The sequence below is a fragment of the Chloracidobacterium sp. genome (assembly GCA_016716305.1).
In the GTDB taxonomy this organism is placed as follows: Bacteria; Acidobacteriota; Blastocatellia; order Pyrinomonadales; family Pyrinomonadaceae; genus OLB17.
Window position 1 is genome coordinate 163692 of sequence record JADJWP010000002.1, and the last position, 13572, is coordinate 177263.

Here is a 13572-nt window from a genome sequence, read left to right on the forward strand (position 1 = left end):
TCAAGAATAACGGAAGAGAAAGATAGAAAATATTGTGTTGCGTTTTTCTTTCTAATTCCTCCTGTTTCTACCTTAGCTCGTTGGGCAATTTGCTCAACGAGCGTTTTTCTTTAGCGCGTCGTATCTCAAATGCTCGTGCCGCCTCGGTTGCAAGTCGATCCGATCGGCCGATGTTCTCGATCGCGAGTTTGACCAGAAGGTCGTCCATCACCTGCTGCCGGCCGGCCATTTCCAGACCGAAGGTCGCAAGAGCGAGATCATACCGCAATTGCGACCTGACGAACTGGCCTTCCCGTTCTGCCAGATCGGCAAACTGCTGCCGTCCGTACTGACGATCGAGAAAGATGGCCAGATCCGCTAGTATCTTGTCGTCGACTACGTTCTCACCAAAAATGAAGCGTTGACGTATATTCTCGACGCGGTTCTTGCCGTCTGCACGATCGTTGATCAGGTCACGGACAAAAAAGAACAACGGGTCGATCAATTGAGCCTGGTCGCGCGTCAGCTGAGTCGCTCCAAGATCTATATCAGGAGCAATGCCATCGCCTCCATATACCGTTCGGTCGGTGAGCGTTTTGACGGCGGTCACAGATCGATCTATCAGATCAGCTCGATGCGTTTGCGAGAAGTAGTCATACATGCTGCCGTCTGAGTAGTCACGCTGTATCGAACGTCCGGCAGGTGTGTAGTAACGAGCGGCGGTAAGCGTCAATCCTGCACCGTTGCTGAGTTCCAGGACATTCTGTACAAGGCCTTTGCCGAAGGTCTTTGTCCCGGCGATCAGGGCTCGGTCGTTATCCTGCATCGCCCCTGCCACGATCTCGGCAGCCGAAGCCGTATCGCCATCGACCAGCACCACCATCGGCATCTTGATCGGCGACTTGTTTGTCGAACGCCATATCCGCTCGTCGATCGGATACCTGCCGCGTTGCGTTGCGATCAGAGCTCCGTCAGGAAGAAAGCGATCGGCCACGGCCGCAGCCGAATCGACGATACCGCCTGTGTTTCCCCTCAGGTCAAGTATCAATGAAGTGATACCGCGGAGCCTCAGATCGCTTAGGGCTTTGTCGAGTTCCCCCGGCGTTCCGAAGCTGAAGCCGACGCTCATCTCGATATATCCAACACCGTCCCCAACAACGAACGCGTTCGGAACGGTCAATTGCGGAACACGGTCTCTTTTTATCGCTATGGTCTCGATCAAGCCGCTCGCAGCCCTTTCGACGGTGATCTTTACGATGGTGCCGAGTCTGCCCCGGACCATTTCGCGAACACGCATCGAAGACAGGCCCGGGACCTTTACGCCATCGACGGCGACGATCCTGTCGCCAAACCTTAGGCCGGCGGCCGATGCCGGCGTGTTCGGCGCAACGGCAATGATGAACGTCTCGCGCAAGCCGTTGACCAGATAATTCGTGATGGTCGAGCCTGTGCCGAAATATTCGTTCTGGTGCTCGCCGATGAGCTCGGCAAATTCGGATGCGTCGTAGAAATTCGAATGAGGGTCGAGGGAGTGCAGCATTGATTCGATCGCCGATCTTACCAGCCTCCCGCTGCCGTCTTTTTTTGATACGAGGCGGTTCTTTTCGATTATCTCCAGTGCCTCGCGCAGATCGTCGACGATCATTTCATATTTCTTTGCGTTGGGCTGAGGCCTTGTCCAACCATCGCCGCCATTTGCCGCAGAAAAACTCGATCCGGGTGATAGTTTGAATGGTTCAACGACCGGAAGATCCGATACGGGGGCATCTTCGGGCGACTGAGCGGCTGCAGCTGCTGGCGTACCGGCTAGCAAAATTGCGGCTAAGATCATTGAACGACAGTACATATTTGGGCACCAAATGACGGCGGCGACGTGGCCTCATCGGACCTGATCCGATCCGCCTCTGCGGGCGACGTTCCAAATCCGAGAATGCGATCGACGTTGAGCGACGGCGTATTTCTAATTCGTTTGAACGGACAAACGCTGAATAGTTGCCGGTTTCCAATCAATTCTTGTCAAACCTCAGTTGATTTGCTTACGATCCGTTTTTGGGGTAAGAATGAGTTCATGGTCGACAATGAATCTGACGGAATAGGCAGAAAACTGCACAGGCTGATCGAGACGATCGACATTGCCAATCTGCTGACCGAACCGCTCACGGATTCGATCACAAAGATACTGACAATATCGGCCGCGGATCTTGATTCTGACGAAGCTTCGGTTTTGATAAGAGACGGCGACCAGGGGGACCTGCGATTTCTGGCGGCGATAGGCCAGGTCGCTGAACAGCTTCTCAACATCAAAATACCGGCCGGGAAGGGCATCGCTGGATTTGTCCTGTCCTCGGGACAGCCGATGGTCGTCGCAGATGTAGGTGAGGAGGAATCGTTTTACGTCGAAGTCGATCGTTCGACCGGTTATTCGACGCAAATGATCCTCGCGACGCCGCTTCGGTACAAGGACGAGGTCATCGGCGTGCTTGAGTACATCAATCGCCGTGGCGATCCGCCGTACCGGCCTTTTACGCCGGACGAGATGGATAAAGCGGCTCTGTGTGCCGAGGCGATCGCGTCGCTCGTCAACGCGTACCAGTCGGCAAAGCTGTTTCGAGATTTTGGAGAAAAGCTGCTTGCCGACGATGCATCGTTCGAAGTAAACGAAGTGCGGGAATGGCTTATGGGTATTCGCGACTCGGCCGAACATCGTGAAATGATGGACCTTGCCGTCTTACTCCGAGAACTCGCCAGCCGCGGAGAGGCAGAACGAACCCTCTGCCGCGAAATGCTAGAGTCGTTCTTGCGTTATTCTGACGGCAAATCCGAAACAAGCTTTCTTGGTTTTTGAGCAAGACCCTTTGTTCAAACCGGACTGATCGCGTGTAAAAAATCGCCGGGCTCCCAATAGTGTGACCGACGAAAATATGACAACTGTAACGGGTTTCGAATCAAGCTCACTTTCATCTCAGTCGACCTATTTTCAGCTAGACGATAGCTGGAGGTCGGCGACCGGCAAAGGTGTGAGCATTGCTATCGTCGATAGCGGCATCGATGCCACGCATCCTGAGATCGCAGGTCGTGTCATTGAGTCGGTCGAGGCGCGCGTTGATAACAAACGAATAATGTTTGACCCGTCGGATGCCGGTGATTCGGCAGGGCACGGAACAGCGTGCGCCGGGATCATCACACGTATCGCTCCTGAGGCCGAGCTATACAGCATCAAGGTTTTGGGTGCGGGAGGTCTCGGTGATGGTCACTCATTTCTTGCGGGTCTGGAATATGCCGTCAAGAACAAGTATCGGGTGATAAACCTTAGCCTTGGCACGACCAAGCCGCAGTTTTTTGCGCCGTTGCACGATCTGCTGGATAGGGCATATCTTGCGGGCTGCGTGGTCGTGGCGGCCGCCAACAATCTGCCACAACCCAGCTTCCCGTCGGTCTTTTCGTCGTCTCTGATCTCTGTTATCAAAAGCGACGAAACGGACCCGCTCAGGTTCGGCTTCAGATATGGCGAGGTGATCGAACTTACGGCTCCCGGCGTGAACGTTCGCACACCCTGGCCGGGCGGCGGGCACCGAAGTCTTACGGGTAACAGCTTCGCATGTCCCCACATTGCGGCGATCATCGCACTGCTTTTGGAAAAGCATCCCGGACTTACGCCATTTCAGGTCAAGGCCGCACTATATGCCATCGCCCAGGAAAACCAGGCTCGGGACGATAATTCCCCAGAATGATCTCGCATCGACCCCACTTTAGAGTTGCATCGAAGATCGTATTTGCTCTCTGTTCGCAGTTCGGGCAGGTAAATGATTTCGAGTGAACGTGATCGTTTCGATCCAGATGTCGTCCCACCACCTGAGCAAGATGTTGGGCGGTTGTCGTTTACACAAGGAAAGTTTAGTAGAATAGTGATATGTCGTTGAAATTCGAACTTCCGCCGCTTGAGATCGAGGAATACACGCTGGCAAACGGCCTGCGTGTTGTTTTGAACCGTGATACCGCCGTGCCCGTCGTTGCCGTCGCTGTATATTACGATGTCGGTTCCCGGAATGAACGCGAAGGCCGCACGGGTTTTGCGCACTTGTTCGAGCACATGATGTTTCAGGGCTCTGAAAACGTCCCGAAGGCCGGGCATTTTCAATACGTGATGAAGGCCGGCGGCACGATGAACGGTACGACGTCGAGCGAAAGGACGAATTACTATGAGACGATGCCGGCCGATCAGTTGCCGCTCGCTCTCTGGCTCGAGTCCGATCGAATGCGTTCGCTTGCCGTAACGCAAGAGAATCTCGACAACCAGCGTGAGGCCGTAAAAGAAGAAAAACGCCTTCGGTACGACAATCAGCCCTACGGACAGATCTTCGATATGCTCAATTCGATGATCTATAAGAACTTTGCGAACTCGCATTCGACGATCGGGTCAATGGAGGATCTTGATGATGCAACGGTCGACGATGTGCAGGAGTTTTTCAGAGTTTATTATGCTCCGAACAATGCGGTCCTGACTTTGTCGGGCTCATTCGACCCGGCAACGACAAAAGATCTGATCGAGACTTATTTTGGCGACATCCCTGCACAGACCAAACCACCTTCGATCGATGTTTCGGAGCCGGTCGAGGTAAGCGAAAATTACCGTGAGTGGCATGACCCGCTCGCTCCTTTACCAGCATTTTTATTGGGCTGGAAAATACCCCCGCGCCGATCGCCTGAGTACTACGCACTCTACCTTGCCGGCAAGTTGCTGTACGACGGCGATAGCTCGCGTTTGTATCAGAAGTTGGTAAAGGGTGAGGAATCAGTCGTTCAATTATTCGGATTTACCGACGAGCGACGCGGTCCGTCAAGTATTTTTATCGGTGCGATACCGAAACCCGAGCAGGACCTGAGCCAGATCAGAGCGACGATAATGACCGAGATCGAAGACATCGCTGCGCATGGGCCAACCGCCGAAGAGATGCAGAAACTGCACAATCAATTGATCAACGATGCCGTGCGAATGCGACAATCCTCAATGACCCGTGCTCAGCAGATCGCTGAATTCGCGCTTTATGACGGCGACCCGCATTTCGTCAATTCAGAGCTCGACGAATTGCTTGCGATAAGGCCGGATCAGATACGAAAGGCCGTTTCTGATTTTCTTGACACAGAGAACCGGGCATTGCTCGACGTAGTACCACCGGGCAAGGGCTAGTGCCGCGTCTCGTTCATTACGATCATATCAGGCCGGCCGCCGTCGGGTCCGGAATTCAAAATTTATGACATTGAATCGCAAAGCAGCTCCGGAGCCACTGGATCCGGTACCGTTCAACATCCCAAACGCTTTTGTCACGACGCTCGCAAACGGGTTGCGCGTCGTTATTTTTGAGAATGGACGCTTACCGGTCGTCTCATTTCGACTTGCGTTCATGTCGGGTGACGCACACGATCCACGCGATCTTACCGGAGCTACTTCGGCGATGGCGTCGATGCTCACCGAGGGAACCGAAAACTACTCAAGCCGCGAACTGGCAGAAAAGATCGAGCGTTTGGGCGCGGGGCTTTCGGCGTCTTCCTCAGACGATTTTACAATCGTTGCGGGCTCGTCGCTTTCGATGTATTCCTCTGAGATCATGCAGCTGATCTCTGAGGCCGTGTTCGCGTCGACATTTCCTGAGGAAGAACTCGATCTATATCGCCGCAACACGCTCGAGAATCTTAAATATCAGCGTTCGCAGCCAAACTTTCTTGCCGCCGAACAATCGGCTCGTCTTCTTTATGGCAGCCATCCCTACGGTACTGTCTCACCGAAGCCGGCGGACATCATGCGGTTGACCCGCGAAGCGTTGATCGCAGCGAAACGATCGAGTTTTCTGCCGAACAACGCCGTCCTGATCGTGGTTGGGGACATTCAGAAAGACCTTTTGCTTTCCGAGATCGAAGACCAACTCGGAGATTGGGAACCTGGCGAAAGAGACACGCATCAGTTTCCGATCCCGAAGGCGTCCAAGGAACGCACGGTGACCATAGTTGATCGTCCCGGTTCGGCGCAGGCAAATATTGTCATCGCCAATCTGGCTTTCGATCGCGGGCATAAGGACTATTTCCCGGCGATCGTGATGAATCAGATCCTTGGTGCAGGGGCATCATCGCGGGTATTCATGAACCTCCGCGAGGAAAAAGGCTACACATACGGTGCGTATACGAAATTTGATCCAAGAAAACTCGCCGGCGATTTTGAGGCCACGGCTGAGGTGCGGACCTCGGTAACGGGCGATGCACTCCGTGAATTTTTCTATGAGCTGGAACGGATCCGAAATGAAAGAGTGCTCGATGAGGAGTTGGATGATGCTAAGAATTTTCTGACAGGTGTTTTTCCGATACGGGCCGAAACACAGGAAGGCTTGACCAATCTGCTTGTCAACCAGGAGTTGTACTCGCTGCCGCATGACTATCTGCAAACTTATCGCTCGAATATCGACGCCGTGACGGTCGAAGACGTACAACGAGTGGCGAACATGTTCATTCATCCTGATGAAGCGTCGATCATAATTGTAGGCGACGCATCAGAAATATTACCGCAGGTCAGCGAATACCCCTCTTTGATCGATATCTACGATACTGAGGGAATGAAGCAGGATGGATCAAAATATTCGTTTACCGAAAACGAAGACCTCGCTGATGTTGCCGGGAAGTGGACCCTGATGATCGATTTCCAGGGACAGCAACTGCCGGTTTCGCTCGCTCTCGAACAAAACGGAGCGAGTGCAACCGGGATACTCGAGACCATGCTTGGCAACGGAAATATTACCGAAGGAAAGGTGACAGGAAGCAGGCTAGCCGCGACGGCCGTTGCTGAAATGCAAGGCCGATCCATCGAGTTCACGATCGCGGGCAAGATCGAGGGAAACGCGATGAGCGGCACTCTTACTGCTCCGATAGTCCCGGAACCGCTTACGTTCACTGGTACCAGATAGCGCTGACCGAACGGCAGAACGCGAAGTACACTACACCGTTCGATTCGGTCGTTCGTAAACTTCGCGTTTTGCCATTTACACGCTGGTCTATTCGGGCTGGACGAATTGAATGATCGCGAAGTCGGCGCCTGATGGATCGGCGACCATTGCCATTCGCCCGACGCCCGGTGCGTCAAATGGCGGTACACGAATGCTGCCGCCGTTTGCGGTGATCTTTGCTGCCGTCTCGTCTGCATCGGCAACCGCGATGTAATTTGCCCAGTGCGAGGGCGCGTCGCCCCACTCATCGGTCATTGGCATCATACCGCCGGTGGCGGTGCCATCCCTGATGATCTCTTTGTAATCCATTGGGGTAACTTTCGATTGTTGCAGCGACCATCCAAACAGCTTTGAATAAAACGCTGATGCTGCATCGATGTTTCGTGTTCTCAGTTCGCGCCAGCACACATCACCGGCTTTAGGTATTTCAAAATCTGCCATGATAACCTCCATTAACCCTGCATCTTGAATGTTGCAAATATCGCTCCGGTTGGGTCGGCAATTACCGCCATTCGACCTGTATTCGGAATGTCCATCGGTTCTCTAAGAACCTTGCCTCCAAGTTCGACCGCCAGTTTTGCATTTTCGTCAACGTCGTTAACGGCGATATACGTCATAAGATGCGGCGGCGGCAATGGCTCGCCTTCCGGACACATCTCGGGAGTTATTTCATAAAGCCCGCCTGCAGGATAACCGCTGCCGGTTGAAAATTCGTGATACGCAAATATACCGGCAGCATCACTATCTTTGAAGGTCCAGCCAAAGACGTTCGCGTAGAATTCCTTACATTTTGCGGCATCATTGCTGGCTATCTCGGTCCAACAGAACTCGCCGTGGCCCGGCCCGGCATAACCGGCCATCTCACTTGCTTCTTGTGTCATGCGTTTACTCCTATTGAGTGATTTATCGAAAGCCCGCCCTGGTTGGTTCGAATACAAACTCTTACGCAATTGCCTTCATTAGGGTTCATACCGGTTGAATTACGGATCGCTCGCCTGAAATGTCCGATATCTCAAACAGATAGCGCTCGACCGCCTGACCTTGTTCAGCCTGAACTGGTTTCGAACTGGACACTCGCGGGAACTGCGTGCGATGCGACGAATTGCCACCCATTCACATTTTTGACGAGGGCAGCTAGATAAAACACCGAACTTCCGCGATCCGTGGTTCCTAATCGTCCACGCGTTCGGAGCCGAAATGTGTAGATCGCGGAACTCCCAAGTACCTTAAAGTGTTCGAGATCGATCGATTGACGTTGAGATGGCTCAGCGGCTGAGCGAAATACCTGGATCAGCGACATCCCGCTGTTTGAGCGTTCTCCGTTCGTATCGGTCGAAACATACGACCACGAAAAATATGCCTTCAATGCATCATCGAGCCGAGCTTGCTCGACGGCTGACACCTTAGCGAGCATCGCAGTCAGATCTTCCGGCACCGTCTCCGTCTTTGCAGGATCCGCAAGCGGGGGATCAGTGACATCGCCGATAGCGGCAACGGCAGGATGAGGCGGATGCCAAGGAACCGGCGAGCATTGAAAAGTGTTTGCAGATCCGGCGATCAAACGCCAGGTCGAACCGTGTCGCTGCCAGACCTCGGTTGCCTGATATTTTGTGAGACATGTCGACCCACGAAATTGCCAATCATTGTTCTTTAGTACCGTCGCGACCGCGATGTCGCCAAATATCCTGATATCCGGCTCTTCATTTGTGAATGCAATTGTCTCGAAGTCAAGCTTTTTCCGAGCTTTCAGCAACGCACTATCCGCACGCATCATTGCCACCAATTGCTGTTTGGAGTTGTAGATCGGCCGGCCGCGAACGCTAACGAAATCATCGGCGTAGATCTTTTCGAATGGCGCGGCGTTGCGGACAACGAACGCATCAGAGATCTCGTTCATCAGCCTTCGGATCTCGGCCTGATCACGTACGTCGGCGCTTGGTCCCATACCTGTGGTCTGGGTAAAGCAAATACCACAAAGTGGGATGATCACCAATATGAACGATCGTAAAAAGACCATCGCGAATCGACCGTAAAAGTTCAATTGAGGTCGGTCTGATTTTTCCTGACGAAATCGGTTTCTACCGCAAGTTCCTCGTCGCCGTCCGGCGATACGTTGTACATCACATATCTAAACCCGTCCCCTTTCGGTATTACGTCTGTCCGCCAACCCCAGTCCGGATGATCCGGAACGGGATAGCTGCCAAACAGAACGAGCGCGCCGACATCGGTGACCTCGCCTTTACACGCCATTAGAACGTTCGCCGAATGCCAAGAATCGGTCCAAAATGCGGTCGCCGACCCGTCCTTCTGAATACCGAACAATAATAGCCCTTCTTGCGGCTTTCCCTCGTAAGACCAGGTATAAGCGATCTCGACGAATTGACCACCGACCCGTGACCGGACAACTGCCGTTGAAGGAGATTCGAAGATCGGGTCCGGCATCCATGAAAGGTTCAGCCGATTCGTTCCGGACCAATCACCGACAAGCGTTGCAAAGGGTTCTGATATCGACATAGTTCGAAGTAAACGGTATCGCCAGATCTGACGAGGGTAATATTCAATACAACGATCGGGCAATATGACGGCGATCGTCCGACTGAGATCTTAATTATGTATCCGAATTCAGAAGCGTAACATTAACCGCCGTAGCTGTAAATGAATTTGGGCAATCGAGAGAAAAGGTGGGAGTTTTGAGTTGTGATTGGGGATCGTCCGGCTCTTGTTTTTTAGCAGGAAAAGCCGGTCACAACTCAAAACTTTCGCAGAAGGCCGCTGCCGATCAGCCGACATTTCGCATCGGTAGAGCAGCGGTTCCTTCAGTCTTTAGGCGATCGATCAGTTTCGAGGCAGCCCGTCGCGAGAGTTCGGCGACCGAACATCGAAACTGTTTCATGCATTCCGTCTCGGCATCAAGGCCGCTCTCGCGTGCGATCGCCCGGATCATCCCAAGTTGCTTAGCAGTGATCAACTCCCCGAGACTGGACGCAACGGGATTCGCAGGCGGCGCAGTACTTTCAGAAATCGCTTGCGTTTCAACACGATCGAAGGCCTCTAACTCACGTTTGTACAGTTCGCGGGCAATCCCGAATTTTACGGCCGCCCGTTTCAGCGCGTCGTGCTCTGCCTTTTTTATCCCCATTTCGGTTCGAGCCGAGCCCGTCCCGATGCCTTCGCGGGTGACACCATCGATCGTGATCGCAACCGTTACCGTGATCAGATCGCCGATCGGCCGAATATCCTTAACGGTATGAGCCCAGTTCGGCGCGGTCTCATCGAGAATGTCGGCAACGGAGTGCCATTCGATGTATTCGACCATCTTTACTTGGCCATTGCGGTCTCGCCAACCCTCACGATGTCTCAATAGCGAGGGATCGATGTTCCGCCTTAGTTCACGGAGTGTTCCGGAAAAATCCAGTACGTTGGCATTCGCAAGACTGTCGTTGAGACGAACTGCCTTTTCATTTGATCGGGTCTCGATTGCGTCGATGTTGTTCATTACTTTTCTCCTATTGTGTATGTTGCGAGGCCTTGGTCGCTGCCGGCTTCTCGCCTGTACGCCGCTCGATCTGCGACTCAGATATTTTACCCGCCGATGTGTCAGCGATGAAACATCGTATCATACCAATTTATTTGTTGCAACCATGAAACGAGGTGTTGCATTTAAAATTTCACTATGTTATGTTTTATCCGTGAAATACAAAGTGCACCTGTGACACTTATATTCCGTGGAGGAAAAAGCTCATTATGGGATTCAAGAACGACAATTTCATCAACACCGTGGAGTTAGGCAGGGCGATCAAGCGTCGCCGCGAGGAACTTGGACTAAGTCTGAGAGATGTCGCGGACGTGACGAATGTCTCGGCCTCGACGCTGTCCAGGATCGAGAACGGGACCGGTAAACCCGACGCTGACAACATAGCCCGGTTAACGGGCTGGCTGGATATGCCGATCGATCGTGTCATGAATAAAAAGACGATGGATGACGTCGAACCGGTAATTTACTATCCGCACGAAGCAACGCCTGAGATAGTCGAAGCTCATCTCAGAGCCGACAAAAAGCTGACGCCTGAGACCGCAAAGGCGCTTTCGGAGCTTTTCAGGGTAGCGTACAAGCAGTTCAGCAAACCGGGCGAATAGTAGCAGGTTCAAGTTCATTTACGTTCGAAGTTATCGGACGATCATACGGAGATTTCAGGAAATGGAACACGCGATCACGTTGAACAAGACGGCTGTTGGTAGGGCACCACGACAACCATTCGTAATGGACACGACGTTTGTGCTCTTTTTTCTCGCGGTGGATTTCGGATTTTCGGTGACTTTCTCGGGGCTGGACGGGATATTATCACTGGTAACGCTCGTGATGTTCGTGTTTGTGCCATATTTGCTTCCCTCCGTTGATGAGAAGCCGGAATTTGGACAATGGGTTCTCGGTCGAGCCGCAATTGCCGTTTTCGCGGTGTTTCTTGGGGTGATGTTGAGGCAGGCGATCGGGACCGTGATACCCGAAGAATTTCGTTATGTTCCGATGACGTTGTTGATCGGTTCGGCGATTTTCTGCGGATTTACTCAGATTTATGGTATGATAAGGTTTCGTTTGGCGGGTTAGGCAAAAGGCGTCGAACGACCAATGGAAGATCCGCGTGTGTTTCGGGAACAGACGCGGATCTTTTCATTGATCTTACGTTTCTCAGGCCGACATCTGGACCGATTCACTATGGTGGATCGATTCGTGAAGCGATTGAACCATCCTTGATAATTCCTCGTACTGGAGCGGGGTCAGTGCCTGTGCTCCGTCACACAGAGCTTCCTCCGGGCATGGATGGACCTCGATGATCAGTCCGTCGGCTCCGGCCGCAACACCGGCAAGGGCCATCGGCTGCACCATATAATTATGTCCCGTTCCATGCGAAGGGTCGACGATGATCGGTAAATGCGAAAGACGCTGGACGGCCGGGATTATCGATAGGTCAAGAGTGTTGCGGGCATGGTCGGCGAACGTTCGTATGCCTCGTTCGCAGAGGATGACATCGTAATTACCTTCCGACATGATGTATTCGGCGGCGAGCAGGAATTCGTCAAGCGTTGCGGAGAGGCCGCGTTTCAACAAAATTGGCTTTCTCGTTTTACCGGCGTATTTCAGGAGCGCGAAATTCTGCATATTCCGTGCTCCGATCTGTATACAGTCGCCGTATTTTTCGACGAGGTCGATACCATGCTCGTCCATTGCTTCTGTGACGATGTTCAGGCCATATCGATCGCGAACTTCCGCAAGGATCTTTAGGCCTTCCTCGCCCTTGCCTTGAAAAGCATACGGCGAAGTTCGCGGTTTGAACGCCCCGCCGCGAAAGAACTTGGCACCGCTTGCAGCAACGACCTCGGCGACCCGAAAGACCTGATCAGCGCTTTCGACGGCACACGGGCCGGCGATAACTGCAAGATGGCCGCCTCCGATCGAAGCGTTCCCAACCTTGATCGTTGATCGTCCAAGCTTAAGGTCGTTCGAGATCAGCTTGTACGGTTTCGTGACCCTGATGGCCTCTGCGACGCCGGGAAGATTCTCAAAGTGCGTCGGATCGACCGAGCCTCGATTGCCGGTGATCCCGATCGCGGTGCGGCTCTCGCCCGGCATTGGGTGACCGCGAAAGCCGAGTTTTTCAATGACCTGCACGACCCGATCGATATCGGATTGGGTCGCGTCTGGCTTCATTACGATTAACATAAAATGTTCTTTTGGCTCTGACCTCAGGTGAAAGCCTCTTGGTAAACTTTAAACTCTAGGATTCAGCGGCGTCTTTTGCAACCTGCGGCAATAAGCCCCCGATAAAATCACGTATAGTTTCCACCGTATTTCCGGTCGCTATCGATCTCTCGATCTCGGCGACGATCGCCGATCCGACGACGGCAGCGTCGGCATATTTCCACACCTCCTCGATCTGGCTCCGCGTCGAGATGCCGAACCCAACCGCGATCGGAAGGTCAGTGAATCGTCGTGCCCGCTTCACGAGCGTCTCTGCCGATTCGCCTGTTTCTTTCTGTGCTCCGGTAACACCCGCACGCGAAACCGCGTAAAGAAAGCCACGCGCGCGCTCGCCGATCGAACGAAGTCGATCATCACTGGTGGTCGGTGCGATCAAAGAAATTAGATCAATTCCGTGTTCGTGCAGTGTTTGTCCGATCTCGGACGCCTCGTCGTCCACAGCGTCCGTGACGAGGACGCCGTCGATCCCCGTCGCCGCGGCGTCGATAGCGAGCCTTTCAATACCAAAACGGAAAATTGGGTTGAAATAACTAAAAAGTACGATCGGCGTTTCGCACGTCTCCCGGATCTCTCGGACCATCGCCAGAATATCCTTAAGCGTTACGCCGTTCCCGAGCGCTCGCGTCGATGAGGCCTGTATGGTCGGCCCGTCGGCCATCGGGTCGGTAAATGGAACTCCGAGTTCGATGATATCGGCCCCCATTCCGGCCAGCGTCAACACGATCTGCGTCGAAGTGGCGAGGTCCGGGTCGCCCGCAGTGATAAAGGGAATAAATCCCTTTCGCCCGCGTGCTTGCAACATTTCAAATCTCTTGGTTATTCGGTTCATCGAAGTTTATGAAAACA

14 protein-coding genes are annotated in these 13572 nt (G+C 53.2%); 6 read left to right on the forward strand and 8 right to left on the reverse strand.

What is annotated here, in order from left to right:
- Positions 1-67: 67 nt before the first annotated feature.
- Positions 68-1810, reverse strand: a complete 1743-nt coding sequence (locus IPM28_02600) for a S41 family peptidase (protein MBK9171882.1) — start codon at positions 1808-1810, stop codon at positions 68-70.
- Positions 1811-2011: 201 nt separating this feature from the next.
- Between IPM28_02600 and IPM28_02605 the strand changes: the two genes are divergently transcribed.
- The 4 genes from IPM28_02605 (at position 2012) to IPM28_02620 (ending at position 6929) form a co-directional block, all read left to right on the forward strand.
- The gene (locus IPM28_02605) at positions 2012-2824 is read left to right on the forward strand and encodes a GAF domain-containing protein (GenBank protein ID MBK9171883.1); all 813 of its coding nucleotides are present in this window, start codon (positions 2012-2014) and stop codon (positions 2822-2824) included.
- A 76-nt stretch (positions 2825-2900) separates the two neighbouring features.
- On the forward strand, positions 2901-3710 hold the full coding sequence (locus tag IPM28_02610; GenBank protein ID MBK9171884.1) for a S8 family serine peptidase: 810 nt from the start codon (positions 2901-2903) through the stop codon (positions 3708-3710).
- A gap of 179 nt (positions 3711-3889) precedes the next feature.
- On the forward strand, positions 3890-5167 hold the full coding sequence (locus IPM28_02615; protein ID MBK9171885.1) for an insulinase family protein: 1278 nt from the start codon (positions 3890-3892) through the stop codon (positions 5165-5167).
- Positions 5168-5231: 64 nt separating this feature from the next.
- Entirely contained in the window at positions 5232-6929 is a 1698-nt protein-coding gene (locus tag IPM28_02620) for an insulinase family protein (protein ID MBK9171886.1), read from the forward strand.
- An 87-nt stretch (positions 6930-7016) separates the two neighbouring features.
- Here IPM28_02620 and IPM28_02625 read toward each other — a convergent pair whose 3' ends face one another.
- The 5 genes from IPM28_02625 to IPM28_02645 all read right to left on the reverse strand — a co-directional run bounded on the left by IPM28_02625 (position 7017) and on the right by IPM28_02645 (position 10464).
- A complete protein-coding gene (locus tag IPM28_02625) occupies positions 7017-7409 on the reverse strand; it encodes a VOC family protein (GenBank protein MBK9171887.1) in 393 nt (130 codons plus the stop codon).
- Between the two features lie 11 nt (positions 7410-7420).
- Positions 7421-7849 carry a VOC family protein gene (locus IPM28_02630; GenBank protein ID MBK9171888.1) on the reverse strand — a complete coding sequence of 143 codons (429 nt, stop codon included), beginning with the start codon at positions 7847-7849 and terminating at the stop codon, positions 7421-7423.
- Between the two features lie 164 nt (positions 7850-8013).
- Positions 8014-8985 (reverse strand): nuclear transport factor 2 family protein, encoded by a 972-nt coding sequence (locus tag IPM28_02635; GenBank protein MBK9171889.1) that lies wholly within the window; start codon positions 8983-8985, stop codon positions 8014-8016.
- 20 nt (positions 8986-9005) lie between these two features.
- Positions 9006-9482 (reverse strand): DUF1579 family protein, encoded by a 477-nt coding sequence (locus IPM28_02640; protein MBK9171890.1) that lies wholly within the window; start codon positions 9480-9482, stop codon positions 9006-9008.
- 265 nt (positions 9483-9747) lie between these two features.
- Entirely contained in the window at positions 9748-10464 is a 717-nt protein-coding gene (locus IPM28_02645; protein MBK9171891.1) for a hypothetical protein, read from the reverse strand.
- A 248-nt stretch (positions 10465-10712) separates the two neighbouring features.
- Between IPM28_02645 and IPM28_02650 the strand changes: the two genes are divergently transcribed.
- Positions 10713-11105 carry a helix-turn-helix transcriptional regulator gene (locus IPM28_02650; GenBank protein MBK9171892.1) on the forward strand — a complete coding sequence of 131 codons (393 nt, stop codon included), beginning with the start codon at positions 10713-10715 and terminating at the stop codon, positions 11103-11105.
- Positions 11106-11166: 61 nt separating this feature from the next.
- On the forward strand, positions 11167-11574 hold the full coding sequence (locus IPM28_02655; protein ID MBK9171893.1) for a hypothetical protein: 408 nt from the start codon (positions 11167-11169) through the stop codon (positions 11572-11574).
- 81 nt (positions 11575-11655) lie between these two features.
- Here IPM28_02655 and aroF read toward each other — a convergent pair whose 3' ends face one another.
- A complete protein-coding gene (gene aroF, locus IPM28_02660; GenBank protein ID MBK9171894.1) occupies positions 11656-12687 on the reverse strand; it encodes a 3-deoxy-7-phosphoheptulonate synthase in 1032 nt (343 codons plus the stop codon).
- Positions 12688-12742: 55 nt separating this feature from the next.
- Complete coding sequence (locus IPM28_02665; protein MBK9171895.1) at positions 12743-13555, reverse strand: tryptophan synthase subunit alpha; 813 nt, start codon at positions 13553-13555, stop codon at positions 12743-12745.
- Between the last annotated feature and the right edge of the window lie 17 nt (positions 13556-13572).

Bases quoted from the DNA above. Each gene is read 5' to 3' on its own strand.
- IPM28_02600 (MBK9171882.1), bottom strand. From the start codon at position 1,810: ATGATCTTAGCCGCAATTTTGCTAGCCGGTACGCCAGCAGCTGCAGCC.
- IPM28_02610 (MBK9171884.1), top strand. From the start codon at position 2,901: ATGACAACTGTAACGGGTTTCGAATCAAGCTCACTTTCATCTCAGTCG.
- IPM28_02615 (MBK9171885.1), top strand. From the start codon at position 3,890: ATGTCGTTGAAATTCGAACTTCCGCCGCTTGAGATCGAGGAATACACG.
- IPM28_02620 (MBK9171886.1), top strand. From the start codon at position 5,232: ATGACATTGAATCGCAAAGCAGCTCCGGAGCCACTGGATCCGGTACCG.
- IPM28_02625 (MBK9171887.1), bottom strand. From the start codon at position 7,409: ATGGCAGATTTTGAAATACCTAAAGCCGGTGATGTGTGCTGGCGCGAA.
- IPM28_02630 (MBK9171888.1), bottom strand. From the start codon at position 7,849: ATGACACAAGAAGCAAGTGAGATGGCCGGTTATGCCGGGCCGGGCCAC.
- IPM28_02635 (MBK9171889.1), bottom strand. From the start codon at position 8,985: ATGGTCTTTTTACGATCGTTCATATTGGTGATCATCCCACTTTGTGGT.
- IPM28_02640 (MBK9171890.1), bottom strand. From the start codon at position 9,482: ATGTCGATATCAGAACCCTTTGCAACGCTTGTCGGTGATTGGTCCGGA.
- IPM28_02645 (MBK9171891.1), bottom strand. From the start codon at position 10,464: ATGAACAACATCGACGCAATCGAGACCCGATCAAATGAAAAGGCAGTT.
- IPM28_02650 (MBK9171892.1), top strand. From the start codon at position 10,713: ATGGGATTCAAGAACGACAATTTCATCAACACCGTGGAGTTAGGCAGG.
- IPM28_02655 (MBK9171893.1), top strand. From the start codon at position 11,167: ATGGAACACGCGATCACGTTGAACAAGACGGCTGTTGGTAGGGCACCA.
- aroF (MBK9171894.1), bottom strand. From the start codon at position 12,687: ATGTTAATCGTAATGAAGCCAGACGCGACCCAATCCGATATCGATCGG.
- IPM28_02665 (MBK9171895.1), bottom strand. From the start codon at position 13,555: ATGAACCGAATAACCAAGAGATTTGAAATGTTGCAAGCACGCGGGCGA.